The 16,741-nt window shown below is 72.4% G+C and carries 14 protein-coding genes; 6 read left to right on the top strand and 8 right to left on the bottom strand.

Going from position 1 to position 16,741, the window contains the following annotated elements; all coding sequences use genetic code 11:
- The first annotated feature begins 9 nt into the window (after positions 1-9).
- From BCD49_RS45930 to BCD49_RS24165, 4 genes are read left to right on the top strand one after another with little or no spacing between them, the layout of a single operon-like run.
- Positions 10-1,065, top strand: a complete 1,056-nt coding sequence (locus BCD49_RS45930) for an acyl-CoA dehydrogenase family protein (RefSeq protein WP_007506909.1) — start codon at positions 10-12, stop codon at positions 1,063-1,065.
- Positions 1,062-1,805, top strand: a complete 744-nt coding sequence (locus tag BCD49_RS24175) for a PIG-L deacetylase family protein (protein ID WP_007506908.1) — start codon at positions 1,062-1,064, stop codon at positions 1,803-1,805. The genes BCD49_RS45930 and BCD49_RS24175 overlap by 4 nt, the downstream gene beginning before the upstream one ends.
- Complete coding sequence (locus tag BCD49_RS24170) at positions 1,802-2,401, top strand: SAM-dependent methyltransferase (protein WP_007506907.1); 600 nt, start codon at positions 1,802-1,804, stop codon at positions 2,399-2,401. Before BCD49_RS24175 ends, BCD49_RS24170 begins: the two co-directional genes overlap by 4 nt.
- Positions 2,398-3,123 (top strand): glycosyltransferase, encoded by a 726-nt coding sequence (locus BCD49_RS24165; RefSeq protein ID WP_007506906.1) that lies wholly within the window; start codon positions 2,398-2,400, stop codon positions 3,121-3,123. Before BCD49_RS24170 ends, BCD49_RS24165 begins: the two co-directional genes overlap by 4 nt.
- 58 nt (positions 3,124-3,181) lie before the next feature.
- On the opposite strand, the gene BCD49_RS24160 is transcribed toward BCD49_RS24165, so the two are convergent.
- A complete protein-coding gene (locus tag BCD49_RS24160) occupies positions 3,182-4,087 on the bottom strand; it encodes a Rieske (2Fe-2S) protein (protein WP_007506905.1) in 906 nt (301 codons plus the stop codon).
- 296 nt (positions 4,088-4,383) lie between these two features.
- Positions 4,384-5,514, bottom strand: coding sequence for an epoxide hydrolase family protein (locus tag BCD49_RS24155; RefSeq protein WP_007506904.1), 1,131 nt, complete (start codon positions 5,512-5,514; stop codon positions 4,384-4,386).
- A 61-nt stretch (positions 5,515-5,575) separates the two neighbouring features.
- Between BCD49_RS24155 and BCD49_RS24150 the strand changes: the two genes are divergently transcribed.
- A complete protein-coding gene (locus tag BCD49_RS24150) occupies positions 5,576-6,586 on the top strand; it encodes a helix-turn-helix transcriptional regulator (RefSeq protein ID WP_007506903.1) in 1,011 nt (336 codons plus the stop codon).
- A gap of 996 nt (positions 6,587-7,582) precedes the next feature.
- Here the strand turns inward: BCD49_RS24150 and BCD49_RS24140 are convergent.
- The 6 genes from BCD49_RS24140 to BCD49_RS24115 all read right to left on the bottom strand — a co-directional run bounded on the left by BCD49_RS24140 (position 7,583) and on the right by BCD49_RS24115 (position 14,970).
- Complete coding sequence (locus BCD49_RS24140) at positions 7,583-8,617, bottom strand: ankyrin repeat domain-containing protein (protein ID WP_071041940.1); 1,035 nt, start codon at positions 8,615-8,617, stop codon at positions 7,583-7,585.
- Positions 8,618-8,871: 254 nt separating this feature from the next.
- The gene (cdd, locus tag BCD49_RS24135) at positions 8,872-9,339 is read right to left on the bottom strand and encodes a cytidine deaminase (protein WP_198536220.1); all 468 of its coding nucleotides are present in this window, start codon (positions 9,337-9,339) and stop codon (positions 8,872-8,874) included.
- A gap of 55 nt (positions 9,340-9,394) precedes the next feature.
- Entirely contained in the window at positions 9,395-10,870 is a 1,476-nt protein-coding gene (locus BCD49_RS45245) for an ABC transporter permease (protein WP_007506898.1), read from the bottom strand.
- A complete protein-coding gene (locus BCD49_RS24125) occupies positions 10,867-12,027 on the bottom strand; it encodes an ABC transporter permease (protein ID WP_007506897.1) in 1,161 nt (386 codons plus the stop codon). The genes BCD49_RS45245 and BCD49_RS24125 overlap by 4 nt, the downstream gene beginning before the upstream one ends.
- On the bottom strand, positions 12,024-13,811 hold the full coding sequence (locus BCD49_RS24120; RefSeq protein WP_106410611.1) for an ABC transporter ATP-binding protein: 1,788 nt from the start codon (positions 13,809-13,811) through the stop codon (positions 12,024-12,026). Before BCD49_RS24120 ends, BCD49_RS24125 begins: the two co-directional genes overlap by 4 nt.
- Positions 13,812-13,929: 118 nt before the next feature.
- The gene (locus BCD49_RS24115; protein ID WP_071041939.1) at positions 13,930-14,970 is read right to left on the bottom strand and encodes a BMP family lipoprotein; all 1,041 of its coding nucleotides are present in this window, start codon (positions 14,968-14,970) and stop codon (positions 13,930-13,932) included.
- A gap of 430 nt (positions 14,971-15,400) precedes the next feature.
- Here BCD49_RS24115 and BCD49_RS45240 point away from each other — a divergent pair, with 430 nt between their 5' ends.
- Entirely contained in the window at positions 15,401-16,507 is a 1,107-nt protein-coding gene (locus BCD49_RS45240; protein ID WP_007506893.1) for a hypothetical protein, read from the top strand.
- Positions 16,508-16,741 lie beyond the last annotated feature (234 nt).

The raw sequence follows: 16,741 nt of genomic DNA, 5'->3' as shown, positions 1-16,741 counted from the left end.
GCGGCGGCCGTGGTCGTACCCGTGCCGGCACCCGCGATCGCGCCGGTGCCGGCGGAGCTGGCCGCAGCCTGCGCCGACGCGAACCTGTGGCCGCTGCCCCGCGCCGGGCGGACCCGAGCCCGCTGGTCGGCGCTGGCCGCGCTGGCCGAACGCGACCTGGTGCTCGCCCGGCTGGTCGAGGCGCACGCGGACGCGGTGGCCATCCTGGCCGAGCTCGGCGTCGGTCCGGTCCCGGTCGGCTCGCGCTGGGGGGTGTGGGCGGCCGAGGGGCCGGGCCAGCCGCTGGCCGCGCGGCCGAACCCGGACGGTGGGTGGGTGCTGGACGGGACGAAGCGGTGGTGCTCCGGCGCGACGCTGCTCACCCACGCCCTGGTCACGGCCCGAGCGACCGACGACGGTCGCCGGCTCTTCGCCGTCGCGCTCGACGCACCGGGGGTGACGGCTGGGCCGGACGCCTGGGCGGCGGCGGGGATGAAGGGTGCCGACACCCGCGCGGTCACCTTCGCCGGAACGCCCGCCCATCCCGTCGGAGGGTGCGGCGACTACCTGCGCCGGCCCGGCTTCTGGGCCGGCGGCATCGGGGTCGCCGCCTGCTGGTACGGCGGCGCGGTGGCCGTGGCCGGCCCGCTGCGTTCGGCGGTGGCCGCCGGCCGGGACGACCCGCACGCCGCGGCCCATCTCGGCGCGGTCGAGGTCGCGCTCGGCGCCTGCGCCGACGTGCTGCGGACGGCCGCCGACCGGCTCGACACCGACGTCCTCGACGCCGGCGGGCCGCACGCCAACGGTCTCCACGCCGACGGGCCCGCACCCGACCGGCTCGACGCCGCCGGCGCCACCGACCGGGCCCGGCTCGCCCGCCGGGTCCGCGCCACGGTGGCCCAGGCGGCGAGCGACGTGATCGTCCGGGTGGGCCGGGCACTGGGACCCGCGCCCTTGGTCGGCGACCCCGAGCATGCCCGCCGGGTGGCCGACCTGGAGGTCTACATCCGCCAGGACCACGCCGAACGCGACCTGGCCGCGCTCGGCGCCGACGTGGCCACCCTTCCCGGCGACTGGTCGCTGTGACCGCCAGCCTGCCGCACAGCCACGTCGTCCAGGACCTGAACGGGCCGGGCACCTCCGAGGCGACCTGGGCCGACGCCGGCCTGCCCGGCCGCCTCCCGACCGTCGCCCCGGCGTCGTTGCGCCCCGCGCCCCCGGGCCGGGTCGTGGTCGTCGCCCCACACCCGGACGACGAGACGCTCGGCGTCGGCGGAACGCTCGCCCTGCTGGCCGCGCTCGCGGTGCCCGTCGTCGTCGTCGCGGTGACCGACGGCGAGGCGAGCCATCCCGGCCGGGCCGACGAGCTGCGACGGATCCGGGTGGCCGAACGGGCCGAGGCGCTGCGCCGGCTCGGCCTCGCCGGCACCGAGGTGCACCGGCTGGGCCTCCCGGACGGCGGGGTGAGCGCCACCGCGGTGGCGGCCCGGCTCCGGCCGCTGGTCACCGCGGCCGACCTCGTGCTGGCGCCGTGGCGGCGCGACGGCCACCCCGACCACGACGCCTGCGGCACGGCGGCCACCGCCCTGGTCCCGCCCGACCGGCTGCGGTCCTACCTGATCTGGGCCTGGCACTGGGCCAGCCCGGCCGACGTGCCGTGGGAACGCGCGCTGCGAGTCCCGCTGGGCGCGACGGCGGCCGCGGCGAAGCGCGCGGCGACCCGGGCCTTCGTGTCCCAGCTCGAAGGCGACAGGCCGATCCTGGCGCCGGCCACCCTGGCCCGGCTGCTGCGCTGCGACGAGGTGCTGCTGAGGGAGCCCCGATGACCGTTCCCGGCTCCTACTTCGACCGGCTCTACGCCGCGTCGGACGATCCCTGGGGCTTCCGCGACCGCTGGTACGAGCGGCGCAAACGCGCGCTGACGATGGCGCTGCTGCCCGACGCCCGGTACCGGACCGCCTACGAGCCCGGCTGCTCCATCGGCCTGCTGACCGTCGAGCTGGCCGGGTGCTGCGACCGGCTCCTGGCCACCGACATCGCCCCGGCCGCCGTGGCGGCGGCCCGCGACCGGACCCGGGGCCTGCCGCACGTCGACGTCCGGGTCGCGGCGCTGCCCGACGACTGGCCGCCCGGCCGCCACGACCTGGTCGTCCTGTCAGAACTGGGCTACTACCTGGACCGCCCCGACGCGGCCGAGCTCGCCCGCCGCGCCGCCGGCGCCGCCGGCACGCTGCTCGCCGTCCACTGGCGGCCCGACGTCGGCGACTACCCGCTGGGCGGCGACGAGGTCCACGACCTGCTCGCCACCGCGGCCCGGACGGCCGGGCTCACCCACCTCGCCCACCACCGGGACGACGACCTCGTCGCCGACGTGTGGTCCACCGACCCGCGCTCTGTGGCGACCCGGACGGGCCTGCGGTGACCACGGACGTCGAATGGATGGGCGTCGTCGTCCCCGCCCATGACGAGCAGGCCCTGATCGGCGGCTGCCTGGACGCGCTGGCCGTCGCCATCTCGTACCCCGACCTGGCCGGCATACCGGTCGACGTCCTCGTCGTGACCGACGCCTGCGCGGACGCCACCGCGGCCCGGTGCCGGGCTCGCGGCGTGCGCACGCTGGACGTGCGGGACCGCAACGTCGGTCGAGCGAGGGCCGCGGGGTTCGCGGCCCTGCTCGCCGGGGCCCCGAACGGCGCCGCGTCCGGGCGCTGGCTCGCGACCACCGACGCCGACAGCCGGGTGGCCCCGGACTGGCTGGCCGCCCAGGTCCGCCTCGCCGGCCGTGGGGCAGACGCCACCTTCGGGGTCGTCGACGTCGAGGACTGGAACGGTTGCCCGCCGATGACGCCGGACCGGTTCGCCGCCGGCTACGCCGACACCGCGCGCGGCCACGCCGGGCCGCATACCCACGTCCATGGCGCCACCATGGGCCTGCGTGCCGACGCCTACCTGCGGATCGGCGGAATGCCCGCCCTCGCCGTCGGCGAGGACCACGAGCTGGCCCGCCGACTGACCGCCATCGGCGGCCTGCGGATCGCGCACACCACCGCCGTCCGGGTCACGACGAGCGCCCGGCTCGTCTCCCGGGTCCGCGGCGGCTTCGCCGACTACCTGCGTGCCCTCAGCGACCAGCCCGCCTCCTGACCGACCCGGTCTCCCGGCGCGGCCGGCGCCGAGGCGGGCGGCGCCGGCGCGGGTGGTACTAGACCCCGACCGGGTTGAGCCGCAGTGCCCGCTGCTCCTGTCGCCGTACCTCGATCCGGCCGCCGGCCTCGCGCGTCTCGTAGACCGGCGCGGGCCGGGTCGCGGGGCCTCGACGCACCTCGCCCGAGGCCAGCTCGAACTGACTGCCGTGCCACGGGCAGGTCACGCAGCCCCCGGCCCGCTCCCCGCCGGACAGCGGACCGCCGCGATGGGTGCAGCGGTCGGCCAGCGCCACCACCCGACCGTCGTCGAGCCGTGTCAGCAGCAGCGGTACGCCGGCCACCGTCACCTGGACCAACTCGTCGGAGACGTCCACGGCCGCCGTCGCGTCGGCCCAGTCCTCGGGACCGGCCTGGAAGGCGGTCGTGTCGACCCCGACCCCCAGCGCGAACGCGAGGTGCCCGCCGAGCCAGCTGGCGGCGCCGAGCGCCCCCGCCCCGGCCAGCGTCCAGCCCCGAGCGCTCGCATCGGCGCGCAGCCGGCGCAGACCGATCGCGTAGGCGCAGAGACCGGCGACGTTCGCCGCCGCGTGCACCAGCCCGACCCGCTTCTCGGCGCCCTCGGTGTCCAGCCAGTCCGACCAGCCGGCGACCGCCGCTGGCGTCGCCGACAGCAGGCCGAGGCCGACGAGCCGCCGGACGGCGGCGCGGGTGGCGCCGCCGCCCGCGACGTCGAGGGTGGTCGCGCTCAGGAGGAACCCGGCCGGCGCGATCACGAGCGCGGGATGCAGCGGATGGCCCAGCTGCCGGCCCGACAGCAGGTCCCGCGCCCACGCCGGCAGCGGCACGGCGGCGACGGCCGCGCCGACCCGCTCGGCCAACGGATCGATCCGGCTCTGTCGCTCGAGCCAGTCCGTCATCCGATCGACGACCGGCCGGGGACGCGACGAAAGGTCGGGACTCATACCCGGGAACCTGCCTCGGCTGGCCGCGGCCAAACCCGACGCTCGACGGCGGAGCCGGCCGGCCCGCGGGACGAGTACCGCTAATCGCCACCCCCTCCCCGGAGCCGGTCGAACGGCTGAGGCAGGCGTTGTACCCCCGGCCGGTGCCGATGGTGAGGCACCGACCGGCCAGCGCCGGCCCCCGAGGTCGCGGCGCGGGTTCGGGCGATGTCTTCCGTCCTGACTGGGTGGGCGCGGCAGTGTGTCCGACGGACTCTGTCCGACGTACCCGTACTCGCACTCGCGCGGGAGGGCGGTCAGCCGCGGAAGAACGTCCGCAGGTCACCGACGAGGACGTCGGGGCGTTCCATCGCGGCGAAGTGCCCGCCGTCCGGGAACTCCGACCAGTGCGCGATGGCGGAGTTGTCGCGTTCGGCGAACGTGCGGATCGTCTTGAAATCGTCGGCGAAGACCGCCACGCCGGTTCGCGAGGGGTTCACCTCGGGCTCGCGCGCCGCCCTGGCCTCCTCGAGGTGGTAGCGCCCGGCGGTCGCCTGGGTGTTCGTGAACCAGTACAGCGAGACCTGGGTGAGGATCTGCTCGCGGGTCACCAGGCTGGTGCCGTTGCCGAAGTTGTTGAACAGTTCGCTCCAGGCCAGCTGCCCGACCGGCGAGTCGGCCATGGCCACCGCCACGGTCTGCGGGCGGGTCGCGTTGATCTGGTTGTAGCCGCCGACGGACTGGAACCACTTGAGGTGCTCGAGCGCGGCGTAGTCCTTCGGCTCGAGCTTCGCGAACTCCGCCGGGTCGCCGGAAGGGAACGAGAACAGCTGCAGCACATGCAGACCGAGGAAGCCCGCCGGCTGCAGGAGACCGAGTTCACGAGAGATCATCGCGCCGGCGTCGCTGCCGTGCACGCCGTACGACTCGTACCCGAGCCGCCGCATCAGCCCGTCGACCGTCTGGGCCGCTCGCCGCATGGTCCAGCCGCGCCCGACGAGCGGCGTGCTGTAGCCGAAACCGGGGATCGACGGGACCACGACCGAGAACGCGTCGTCGGGGCTGCCGCCGTGCGCGACCGGGTCGGTGAGCTGGTCGATCATGTCCAGGTAGTCGACGAACGAGCCCGGGTAGGTGTGCAGAAGCAGCAGCGGGGTCGCGTTCTCCTCCTTCGACGGCACGTGGACGAAGTGCACGGTCTGCCCGTCGATCTCGGTCAGGTACTGCGGGAACGCGTTCATCCGGGCTTCCTGGGCGCGCCAGTCGAACTTCGTCGCCCAGTATTCGACGGTCTCGGCGAGGTAGCTGTTCGGGACGCCGTACTCCCAGTCGTCGGTGGGAGCGGGCCGCGGCAGCCGGGTGCGGGCCAGGCGCTCGCCGAGGTCCTCAAGATCGGCCTGCGAAACCTCGACGCGGAACGGGCGGATGTCGTTCGTGGTCTTCGTCATGGCACTTACGCTAGAACCCGTATAGGAACACTTCGTTCCTATTTATGCGACGATCCTCGACATGCTTGAGACTTCGTCCCGGCTGCTCGCGCTGCTGGCGTTGCTGCAGTCGCGACCGAACTGGACGGGATCGGAGCTGGCGGACCAACTCGCGGTCACCACCCGCACGGTCCGCAACGACATCGACAGGTTGCGTGACCTTGGCTATCCCGTGGAAGCGGTCCGCGGGCCCGCCGGCTACTACCAGCTCGGCGTCGGGGCGAAGCTGCCGCCGTTGCTGCTGAGCGACGAGGAGGCGGTGGCCATCGCGATCGGCCTGCGTGCGGGTCGCGGTGTCAGCGGGATCGAGGACAGCAGCGCGGGGGCGTTGAGGAAGCTCGAGCAGGTACTTCCGCATCGGCTGCGGCGTCAGGTGAACGCTCTGCATGAAGCAATGTTGGAGGGCCCGGCGAACACCGGCAGCAACGTTGCGGACCCGGTCGTGGACTCCGCGATGCTGGCGATGATCGCCGCGTGCATCCGGGACCGCGAGCTGCTCCGCTTCGACTACACCGCCCCCTCCTGCACGGACCAGTCGCCACAGCTCAACGACGCCTCGGCGCCTTTTGGCGACTGGCCAGTCCTCGTCGAGCCCTACCGGCTGGTCAGCTGGCAACGGCACTGGTACCTCGTCGCCCGAGGCCCGGAGACGGGCGCTTGGCATACCTACCGCGTCGACTGGATCGCGCTCCGGGACGCGACCGGGCGCAGGTTCGCGCCGTCCGAGCTGCCCGGCGGGGACTACCCGAGCTTCGTGCTGCGCGACGTGGCCAAGGCCGGGTGGAAGGTGCATGTGCGGATCACCGTCCACGCGCCGGCCGATGAGGTGCTTTCACGGATCAACCCGACCGTCGGCGTAGTGGAGGCGATCGACGACTCCACCTGCGTCCTCGTGACCGGAGGGGACAGCCTAGAGATCATCGCGGTCTACATCGGCATGCTCGGCCGCGACTTCACGGTCACCGAACCGCCCGAGCTGGTCGAGCATCTCCGCGTGCTGGGCAACCGCTACCTCGGGGCCATCCAACCCTGACCGTGGTACGGCGGCCGCCGTTTCGTGATCAGGGCTACGGCCGCGGAAACCTCAACCGTGTCCGGACAGCCAGGCGCAGGAGAATCGTCGCTGCTACCGCTGGTCTCGCTGAGCATCCTCCTCGAGAACGCGGCGCGCCAGGTACCACCGCAGCGGCGGGATGCGCATGGGACGAACCCAGAAGAGTTCCATCGTGCCCGGTACGGCGACCGTCCCACCCCATAGCCGACTTCCGACGAACCACACCGTCGCACGGTCGCAGGCTTCGAGCGCGGGCCACCGCCAGATGGATGTCACCGGGGACATGACCGCCTCGTACGGGCCGCGCGACTCGGCGGCGCGAGGTCCGACCGGTTGCGCATCATGTGGTGGCGCCGGTGGCCACAGGATCAGCGTCGGCTGGCCGTTGCCGCCCCCGACCGTCCCGAACCGGCACGGCCGCACCGTCCACGGGTTGCGCGACAGGAGGAACCGCATGCGCCCTACGTGAACGAGCGCGATCAACCCGCAAGCCACCGTTAGCCCGCCGAACGCGAACGGTAGGAACGCAGGGCCCCCGTCACCGATCAGCGTCAGCGGCAACCCCACCGTCATCGCAAACACGCCGATGCCAACCGTCCCCCAAGCCCGACGATGACGCTTCCGCAACGCCCGAGCGGTCTCCGGACCATTCAAAGCAGCACTATCGGAGCGACTCGCGCGCGACACGCCCGAAGTGTAGCCGTGATACCGACGCCGGCTTCTGCGGTTGCCACGGAACGATCGGCCTCGCGCCCGGATCGAGACCGCACCGCGCGGAATCCGCCAAACACGACGCGATCTGCCGTAGACGCAGCGACGCGAGTTTCGCGCGCAGGGAAAGTTCGGAGGTGAAAGAAAAATCAATAAAGCGGCCCGGGCGGTGTTAGCCGCACCAATCCCGGGCCTTGACCAAGACCTTGAGCTACCAATGAGCGGACCCAATGGCAAGGTGGTTAGCTGTCCGGGTGGCCCCGGTCACCCGCCGGTCGGGTTCGTGAGGGGTTCGAGGATCTGTTCGACTTCCGTGTGGCCGGTGCCCGGGAGGTGGTGGGGACGGTCCGCTCGGCACAGGTCCAGGGGCGTGTGCCCGTCGGCGTCGCGCAGGTTGGGGTCGGCGCCGAGGGCGAGCAGGCATYGGACGCTCGCGGGTCGACCGTTCGCCGCGGCCAGCCGCAGCGGATGACGGCTCCAGATCTCGTCGACCCCGTCGACCGGCGTGCCGGCCGCGACCAGCTCCTCGACCACCGCCAGGCGTTGATGGTCGGTGGCCATCATGAGCGCCAGGAGAAGCTGCTGCGGGCTGGCCTCCTCGAGAGGCCAGCGGCTGATGTCGCCGGCCGCCGCGGCGACGACAAGGTCCGCGATGCGCGCCCCGGCCTGCACCAGGACGTCCACCACCGCGGTCATCCCGAACACGGCGGCGTGCAGAAGCGCGTTCCCGCCGGGAACCCCGCCGGAGGTCGGCGACGAGGTGGCCTCCAGGTCGGCGCCCGCCTGGATGAGGACCTTGGCGACCTCCGCGTCGCCGTAGCTGGCCGCCGTGATCAGCGGAGTCTCCGGGCCGCCCGGTTCGCCGTCGACCGGTGCTCCGGCCGCGAGCAGCGCGCCCGTCAGCGCCGCGGTGCCGGGGACGTCGCGCCAGATGTCGCGAGACGTGTCGTAGCGCAGCATCGCCACGTAGCTCAGCGGCGACGCGCCCAACGGGTGGTCACACCACCGCGTCATCTCGGCGACGGCCAACTCGGGCTCGCGCGTGAGCAGGTCGACGAGGCCGGCCACATTAACGTCGTCGAGGGCCTCGCGACGGTCGACCTCGGTCTTCAGCCTGGTCCAGCTGATGAATCCGTACTCCCGGGCGAGCGCTAGCTGGGCGTTCGCGAGACTGACCTCGTCCGCGACGGCGCGGACACGCGCCAGCGCGGTGGCGTCACCGTTCCGGGCGGCCCGCAGGAGGTCTCTGGCCTGGTGGCGGAGCTGCTGGAAGTCCGGGCGGGCGGGAAGGCTGGGCATGACGTCCCCTCGTCAGCTCGCGGTCCGCGCGCCGAGCCGGAAAGGAGAACGTCAACGGCCTGGGCAGAACATGTCTCTCGAGGTGGACTCAGTCCTGCCCGCGGACCCGGAAGCGCCCTCACACGCTCGCCGCCTATCCTAGCCACCGCCGCCGCGGCTACCAGCACAGATCGCTGTTTGTGCCCTCAGGTGGTCACGACCCGGCCTCGCTGGCAACCACAGCAGGGCACAAACGACGATCGCCGGCCGCCGGGTTAACGCGGCGGCGTATCCGAGAGAAAGGCGCGCGCGTCTGGCAGCGCCTCCTCGATCGTCACTCGTTTGAACACGCCGTGGGCGTCCCTGTAGATCAGGAGAGCGCCGGCCCGAGCGAACTCGGAGAGGACCTGACGGCAGCCCCCGCAGGGCGCGCACGGTCCTTCCTTCTTTTCGACGACGGCGACGGCGGCGATCTCCAGTGTCGTCCTGCTCGCGGTCACGGCCTTGACCACCGCCGCGCGCTCGGCGCAGATCGACATCGGGTACGACCGGTTCTCCACGTTGGCGCCCGAGTAGAACCGGCCGTCTCCGGTGACCAGTGCCGCGCCGACACAGAACATCGAGTACGGCGCGTAGGCGAACTCCGTGGCCTCCGTCGCCAGTCTGACGAGCTCGTCGACGATATTCTCGTCGATCTGTGTACTGCTCACCACAGCCCCTTGAACCTCGAAATCGAGCGCCACCAGCGTGGGCGCAGGCGTCTGGCCGGCGGCGGACCGAGCCGGCATCCCGCCGGCGCTACTCCTCGCCGCGCCGGTAGACGAGACCGTCCGCCTTCGGTGGCCGCAACCGCTGCGAGGCGAATGCCAGCACCAGCAGCGTGGTCACGTACGGGGTGGCGGTGACGACCTGGCTGGGTAGCGAGTCGGTGCAGGCGTACCAGGTGGCCAGGCCAGCGGCGGCCACGAAGCATGCGACGATCACCGCGATCCGTGGTCGGCCACCGCCCTTGCCGGCCTTTCCGGCAACGGCGCCGCCAACGCCGTTCGCGCCCTCACCGCCGCCCTCACCGCCGTTCCCACCGTCACCGTCACCGTCGGAGTCACCCGTACCGCTGGGCACGGCCGCCAGTCCGCCGCCGCCGGCTCCAGGAATCCGGAACCACCGCAGCAGCGTGACGGCCCCGACCGCGGCCAGCAGGACCGCGGCGACCAGCAGCAGCGCGTGCACGGCTGGCGCGTTCCGCAGCTGCAGCGCGTCGGTGTAACCGAAGAGCCCTGCGCCGGCGGCGAGCCCACCCGGACGCCAGTTACCGAAGATCATCGACGCCAGGCCGATGTAGCCGCGGCCGCCGGTCTGGCCCTCGCGGTAGATGTTGGCCGCGACCTCGGCGAGGTAGGCCCCGCCGAAACCGGCCAGCCCACCGGAGATCATGACCGCCACGTACTTGTAGGCGTAGACGTTGACGCCGAGCGTCTCCGCGGCGTGCGGCTCCTCGCCGCACGAGCGCAGCCGCAGCCCGAACGGGGTCCGCCACAGGATGCCCGCGCTGAGCGCGACCAGCGCGACCGCGATCAGCGTGAACAGCGAGATGTGGGTGAGCAGGCCGCGCAGCAGCCCGGCCAGGTCGGAGACGAGGAACCAGTGCCGGTTCTCGACCGGCCGCAGCGCCGACTCGATGCCGGGCACCGACACCCGCCCGACCGGGCCGATCGGCGGCGACTGCGACTGTCCGCCGCCGGGGGTGCCTTCGAGCAGCTCGGCGGCCAGGTACTTGGTGACGCCCAGCCCGAGGATGTTGACGGCGACGCCGCTCACGATGTGGTCGACACCGAAGGTGACGGTGGCGACCGCGTGCACCAGCCCGCCGATCGCGCCGAACAGCACGGCGGCGACCAGCCCGGCCCAGGGCCCGTGCTCCCAGCCGATGCAGCCGGCCCCGAACGTGCCGAGGATCATCATGCCCTCGAGGCCGATGTTGACCACGCCGGCCCGTTCGGCCCACATCCCGCCGAGCGCCGCCATCGCGATCGGCACCGTCGCCCCGAGAGCCGCCGACACGGTGCCCGACGACGTGAGCTGGTCGGCCCCGGACAGCGTCCGGGCGAACGCCAGGACGAGCAGGACGCCCCCCGCGATCCACAGCCAGCGCGGACCCGCGGCGCGGCGCCACCTCGGCGTCCAGCCGGTGCCCCGACAGGAGCCGGACGGTGTTCCGGGCCCGGAGGCCGGCGGCGGTGGGGACGGGGGAGTGGGGGTCAGGACCGTCGTCACGCTCCCACCTCCTGCGGCGTCGGCGGGACGGGCGGGACAGGGGCCGCCGGTGGAGGACCGCCCGAGGCGAGCCGTCGCGCGACCTCCCGCTGCTCGGCCCGGGTGCGGATCCGTCGCACCAGTTCGTAGGCGACGACGACCGACAGCACGATGACGCCCTGGGTGACCTGCACGATGTCCTTCGAGACGCCCTCGAGCTCCAGCGAGGTCGACGCGTTGTCGAGGAAGCCGAACAGCAGCGCGCCGATCGCGATGCCGACTGGGTGGTTGCGGCCGAGCAGCGCGATCGCGATCCCGGTGAAGCCGAGCCCGGCGGGGAAGTCGATGGAGAACGTGTGCGACGCGCCGAGCAGCTGCGGCATGCCGACCAGCCCGGCGACCGCGCCGGACAGCAGCATGCTGATGACGATCATCCGGCCGACCTGGACTCCGCTGGACTTCGCCGCGTCCTCGCTGGCGCCGGCGGCCCGCAGGTCGAAGCCGAACCGGGTGCGGGACAGCAGGAACCAGTAGCCGACCCCGACGATGACCGCCAGGATCGCCAGGCCGTAGACCTTCAGCGGCGAGTCCGGGATGACCGAGATCCCGGGGATCTGCCCGGAGGGCGGTATGAGCCTGGTRCCGATGTTGTTCGAACCGGTGGTGCGCACGGCGAGCCGGCCCGGCGTCAGCAGGTAGGCGATCAGCGCGGTCGCGATGAAGTTGAGCATGATGGTCGAGATGACCTCGCTGACGCCGCGGTAGACCTTCAGCAGCGCCGCGGCGGCCGCCCACAGCGCGCCCACGGCCATCGCGATCAGCAGCACGACCGCGACATGCAGGACGTGCGGCAGGCTGATGGCGGCTCCCGCGGCGGCGGCGAGCAGCGCGGCCAGCCGGTACTGCCCATCCACGCCGATGTTGAACAGGTTCATCCGGAACCCGATCGCGACCGCGACCGCCGAGAAGTAGTACGTCACCGCCGAGTTGAGCATCAGCGCCTGGGACCGCGGCCGCTGGGCGTAGGTGACCATCGTGTCGAGGACGTCGAGCGGATTGCTGCCGGCGCCGACCAGCACCAGCACCGTCACCGTGACCGCGGTGACCAGCGCCAGCAGCGGCGCGGCCAGCGCGGTGCCGGTGGAGGTCAGCAGCTTCCTGGGGTTCGGCGCCTTCACCGGTCCTCCCCGGACTCGACCGCGGCCTCGGACTCGGTATCGCCGGGTTCGACCGCGACCTCGGTACCACCGCCATCCGGCTCGGCCTCAGAGGCGGCGGGCGCAACGGGCGTAGCGGGCGCGGCCGGCGTGCCGCTCATGCCGGACATCGCCGACCCCAGGTCCTCCGGGGTGACGCTGCCGGGATCGGCCTCGGCGACCAGCCGGCCGCGCAGGATGACCCGCAGCGTGTCGGACAGGCCGATCAGCTCGTCCAGGTCGGCGCTGACCAGCAGCACCGCCAGGCCCTCCCGGCGGGCCGTCCGCAACTGGTCCCAGATCGCGGCCTGCGCGCCGACGTCCACCCCGCGAGTGGGATGCGCCGCGACCAGCAGCTTCGGACTGCCGCCCATCTCCCGGCCGACGATCAGCTTCTGCTGGTTGCCGCCGGACAGCGCGCCGGCGGCGACGGCCACCGACGGGGTCCGCACGTCGTACTCGGCGACGATCCTGCGGGTGTCGGCCCGCGCCGCGGACGGCGTCAGCAGGCCGGCGCGGGAGTTCGGCGGCCGGGTCTGATGGCCGAGCATGCGGTTCTCCCAGAGGGAGGAGTCGACGAGGACGCCGGAGCGGATCCGGTCCTCGGGCACGTACGCCACGCCGGCCTCCCGGCGCCGCCGCGTCGGCCACGCCGTGACGTCGGACCCGTTGGCGGCGTCGCCGAGCAGCACCCGGCCGGCGGCGGCGGGCCGGATGCCCATCACCGCCTCGATCAGCTCGGCCTGGCCGTTGCCCTCGACGCCGGCGATGCCGAGGATCTCCCCGCGCCGCACGGTGAAGCTGACGTCGGTGACGGCCCGGCGGCCGTCCTCGGTGTCGACGGACAGCCCCTCGACGGTCAGCGCCACGTCGTCGGTGACGGTGTCCTCCGAGGTCTCCGGCGAGGGCAGCTCGCTGCCGACCATCAGTTCGGCCAGCTGCCGCGCGGTGACCTCGGCGGGCCGGACGGTGCCGACCGTCGTCCCGCGCCGGATCACGGTGATGTCGTCGGCGACGGTGAGCACCTCGTCGAGCTTGTGCGAGATGAAGATGATGGACAGGCCCTCGTCTACCAGGTCACGCAGCGCACCGAACAGCTCGGCGACCTCCTGCGGGACGAGGACCGCGGTTGGCTCGTCGAGGATGAGGGTGCGTGCCCCCCGGTAGAGCACCTTGAGGATCTCGACCCGCTGCCGTTCGCCGATGCCCAGGTCACGGACGTAGGCGTCGGGCCGGATGTCGAGCCCGTAGCGGGTGGCGATCTCGTTGATGCGGGTCCGCGCCTGCCGAGAATCGAGCAGGAACCGGCGCCATCCGCGCTGTCGCGGCTCGGCGCCGAGCACCACGTTCTCGAGGACGGTCAGGTTGTCGGCGAGCTTGAAATGCTGGTGCACCATGCCGATGCCGCGGGCGATCGCGTCCGCCGGGCTGTGCAGCGTGACGTCCGTGCCGTCGACGAGGATCGTCCCCGAGTCCGGACGGTGCATCCCGTACAGCGTCTTCATCAGCGTCGACTTGCCGGCGCCGTTCTCGCCCACCACCGCGTGCACGGAGCCGCGCCGGACGCGGATGGAGATGTCCCGGTTGGCGACCACGCCGGGGAACGTCTTGGTGATGTCGCGGAGCTCGACGGCGAAGACCTCCGGCCCGGTGCCGGCGGCCTCGGCGGCTCCGCCCGCCGTCGCCGCGTCGTCGCCGGGGGCTGCCCCCGCGACCGGCGCTCCGGTGTCGTCGGCGGCTGACGCCTCTCTGCCCTCGGTGCCGATAGGAGACGCTCCTCGTGGGATGGATGAAACGGCCCTGTCAGGCCCATCCGGTGGTTCGGATGGGCCTGACAGGGTTCAGTTCCTCAGTTCCTCAGTTCTTCGGCAGTTCTTCGGTGCTTCAGCTCGTCGGGACGGTGATTGTCCCAGCGATGATCTTCTTCTGGTAGTCCTCGGCCGTGGCGGTGTACGGCGCGACGATGCTGTTCGACGTCGCGAATGCGACGCCACCGGCCTTCAGGTCGTACACCTTCGGCCCGGTCAGCGGCTTGCCGTCGACGTACGACTTGATCATGTCGTAGACGGCGACGTCAACCTTCTTGATCATGGAGGTCAGGATGACCGGCTTGACGTCCGCGGCAGCACCCAGGTACTGGTCCGCGTCGACGCCGATGGCGAGCTTGCCGGCGGCCTTGGCGGCCGTGAAGACGCCGCTACCGGAGCCGCCCGCCGCGTGGTACACGACGTCGGCGCCGCTGTCGTACATACCGGCCGCCGCGGTCTGGCCCTTGGCTGGGTCGTTGAAGCCGGTGAAGTCCGGCGGCTGGGTCAGGTAGGTCACCTGGATCTTGATGTCCGGCTTGACGGCCTTGGCGCCCGCCTCGTAGCCGGCCTGGAACTTCTGGATCAGCGGGGTGTTGACGCCGCCCACGAACCCGATGTTGTTCGCCTTCGTCGCCTGGGCCGCGATCGCGCCGACGAGGAAGGAGCCCTGCTCCTCGGCGAAGGTCAGGCTGGCGACGTTCGGGACATCCGCGAGCGTGGCGTCGTCGATGATCGCGAAGCTGGTCTTCGGGTACTCGGGGGCCACCGCGCCGAGCGCCGTCGCGTAGGCGAAGCCGACCGCGATGATCKGGTTGTTGCCGGCGTCGGCGAGCTGCCGCAGCCGCTCCTCCTTCTGCGCGTCGGTCTCGTTCTCGGTGGCCTCCAGCTCGGTCTTCCCGAGACCGAGATCCTTGACCGCCTTGTCGAGGCCTGCCGCCGCCGAGTCGTTGAAGGACTTGTCGCCCCGGCCACCGATGTCGTACGCGAGGCCGACCTTGGTGGACCCGGCAGTGGCGCTGCCGCTGGAGCCCGCGGGCGTCGTGCTGTCCCCCCCGTCGTCACCACAGGCCCCGAGGACGAGCACCGCCGCGCTGGCTGCGGCGACGAGTCCCGTCATCCTCCGAAAGTGGCCGAATCTCCGCACACGCCTGTCTACCCGCAAGGAACCTGTCTCCCCTTCGTCTGCCTCGGACGCTCCGCCCGCGGTGCTGCCGGCATCGGCGCCTTGCGGGAACCGATCACCCAAAAGCGCCTGATCCGGGCGTAATCGTCGAAGGCTAGAAGTAGAAGGTTTCGCTGGTCAACCGTCCGTAGTTTCTGAGTCCCTGATCCTGTAACGCTTATGTTTCGTACTCCCCAAGGGTGGGGTCGGGGTTGACGCATCGGGGAAGTCGTGGTTGACCCGCCAGGGAGGCTGAGGCGATGTTCTACCTGGCCCACCGCCTGTTCGAGCCGGACGCGAGCGGCTGGACGACCTGACCGGCCTGCTCGCGCTGCTGCAGGGACCCAGCCTGGACGACGGAGCCTGCCTCGAGGTCGGCTACGCCGTGGCTCTCGGCGCCCCGATCGTCCTCATGACCACCGACTTCCTCACCTACGGCAACACCGCGGACGCGCCGAGGTTGCCGACCTGCTACGTGGCCGCGGCGACCGGCCGCACCGCCCTGGCCCGGCAGCCCGTCCCGGCCTGGACCTTCGCGCCGGGCCGCGAGCCGAACTGGCGCAACCTGATGGTCCAGTGCGCGGTCAGTGGCATGTTCCGGTCAGCGGCATGTTCAAGGACGCCGCCGGGCTCCTGGCCCTCCGAGCGATGCGTCGACCCGGTTCTGAACCGTCCGTACGTCGATCTGGACGAAAAACGGAAGGTCACCGACACGGCGGCGGACGTCACGGTCGACGTCCGCTACATCCACGGCGGCTTCACCGGTACGAAGGCGAAGTCCGCCCTCTACTTTCCCCTGCGGTACCAGGGGCGATTCTTCGAGTCCACCTATCCCACCCTGGCCACGGAGGAGGCCGCGGCGAACGCCGTCGCGTTCGCCATCACCAACGGCGCGTACGCCGTGTCGACCAACAACGCCGGCGGTCTGCCCGGCGCCGGCGACATCGCCGGCTACCGGGTCAACGCGGCGGCCGCGAAGTTCTCCCGCACGGTCGCGAGGCAGGTCTACGGCGACAACGCCCGCCCGCGCGGCTACATCTACGGGGCGAGCGGGGGCGCCTACCAGACGATCGGCGCGCTCGAGAACACCGAAGGCGTCTGGGACGGCGGTGTGCCGATGGTCCCCGGCAGCCCCAACGCCATCCCCAGCAGCATGACCGTCGAGCTCCTGGCGCTGCGCGTGCTGCGCGACGTCTTTCCGCGCATCGTCGACGCCCTGGAGCCAGGCGGCAGCGGCGATCCGTATGCGGGGCTCACCGATGAGCAGCAGTCGGTCCTGCGCGAGGCGACCCGGCTCGGCCTCCCGCCCGGCGGCTGGTGGGACTACCGGAACATGAGCGGGGGAGCGTTCTTCGCGGTCGCCGGCGGTGTCCGGATCCTCGACCCGACCTACGTCGAAGACTTCTGGACCAAGCCGACTGGGACTTCGACGGCAAGGGCGGCTACCCGGAGCGGTCCGAGATCGACAAACCCGCCCAGAAGGCGCGGCTGACCACCACGCACACCTTCGCCAAGGCCGGCACGTACTTCCCGGTCGTGCGGGTCACCTCCCGGCAGCGGGGCGCCACCGGCCCCTACGGCCTCGTCCAGAACCTCGTCCGCGTCCGGGTCGTCGTCCGGTAGCCGCCGATCCGGAGACGGCGTGAAATGACCGCGAGCGAGCCGGTCGGGGGCTGCTCGACGGGTGACCGGGGGACCGCCGCCCGTTGGCCGGCGGGTTGACCGG

This window comes from Pseudofrankia sp. EUN1h (assembly GCF_001854645.1).
Classification (GTDB): Bacteria; Actinomycetota; Actinomycetes; order Frankiales; family Frankiaceae; genus Pseudofrankia; species Pseudofrankia saprophytica.
Note: the sequence above shows the minus strand (reverse complement) of the source record. Positions and strands in the feature narration are given on the sequence as shown.

Bases quoted from the DNA above. Each gene is read 5' to 3' on its own strand.
- BCD49_RS24155 (WP_007506904.1), bottom strand. From the start codon at position 5,514: ATGACGAAGACCACGAACGACATCCGCCCGTTCCGCGTCGAGGTTTCG.
- BCD49_RS24150 (WP_007506903.1), top strand. From the start codon at position 5,576: ATGCTTGAGACTTCGTCCCGGCTGCTCGCGCTGCTGGCGTTGCTGCAG.
- BCD49_RS24170 (WP_007506907.1), top strand. From the start codon at position 1,802: ATGACCGTTCCCGGCTCCTACTTCGACCGGCTCTACGCCGCGTCGGAC.
- BCD49_RS24160 (WP_007506905.1), bottom strand. From the start codon at position 4,087: ATGAGTCCCGACCTTTCGTCGCGTCCCCGGCCGGTCGTCGATCGGATG.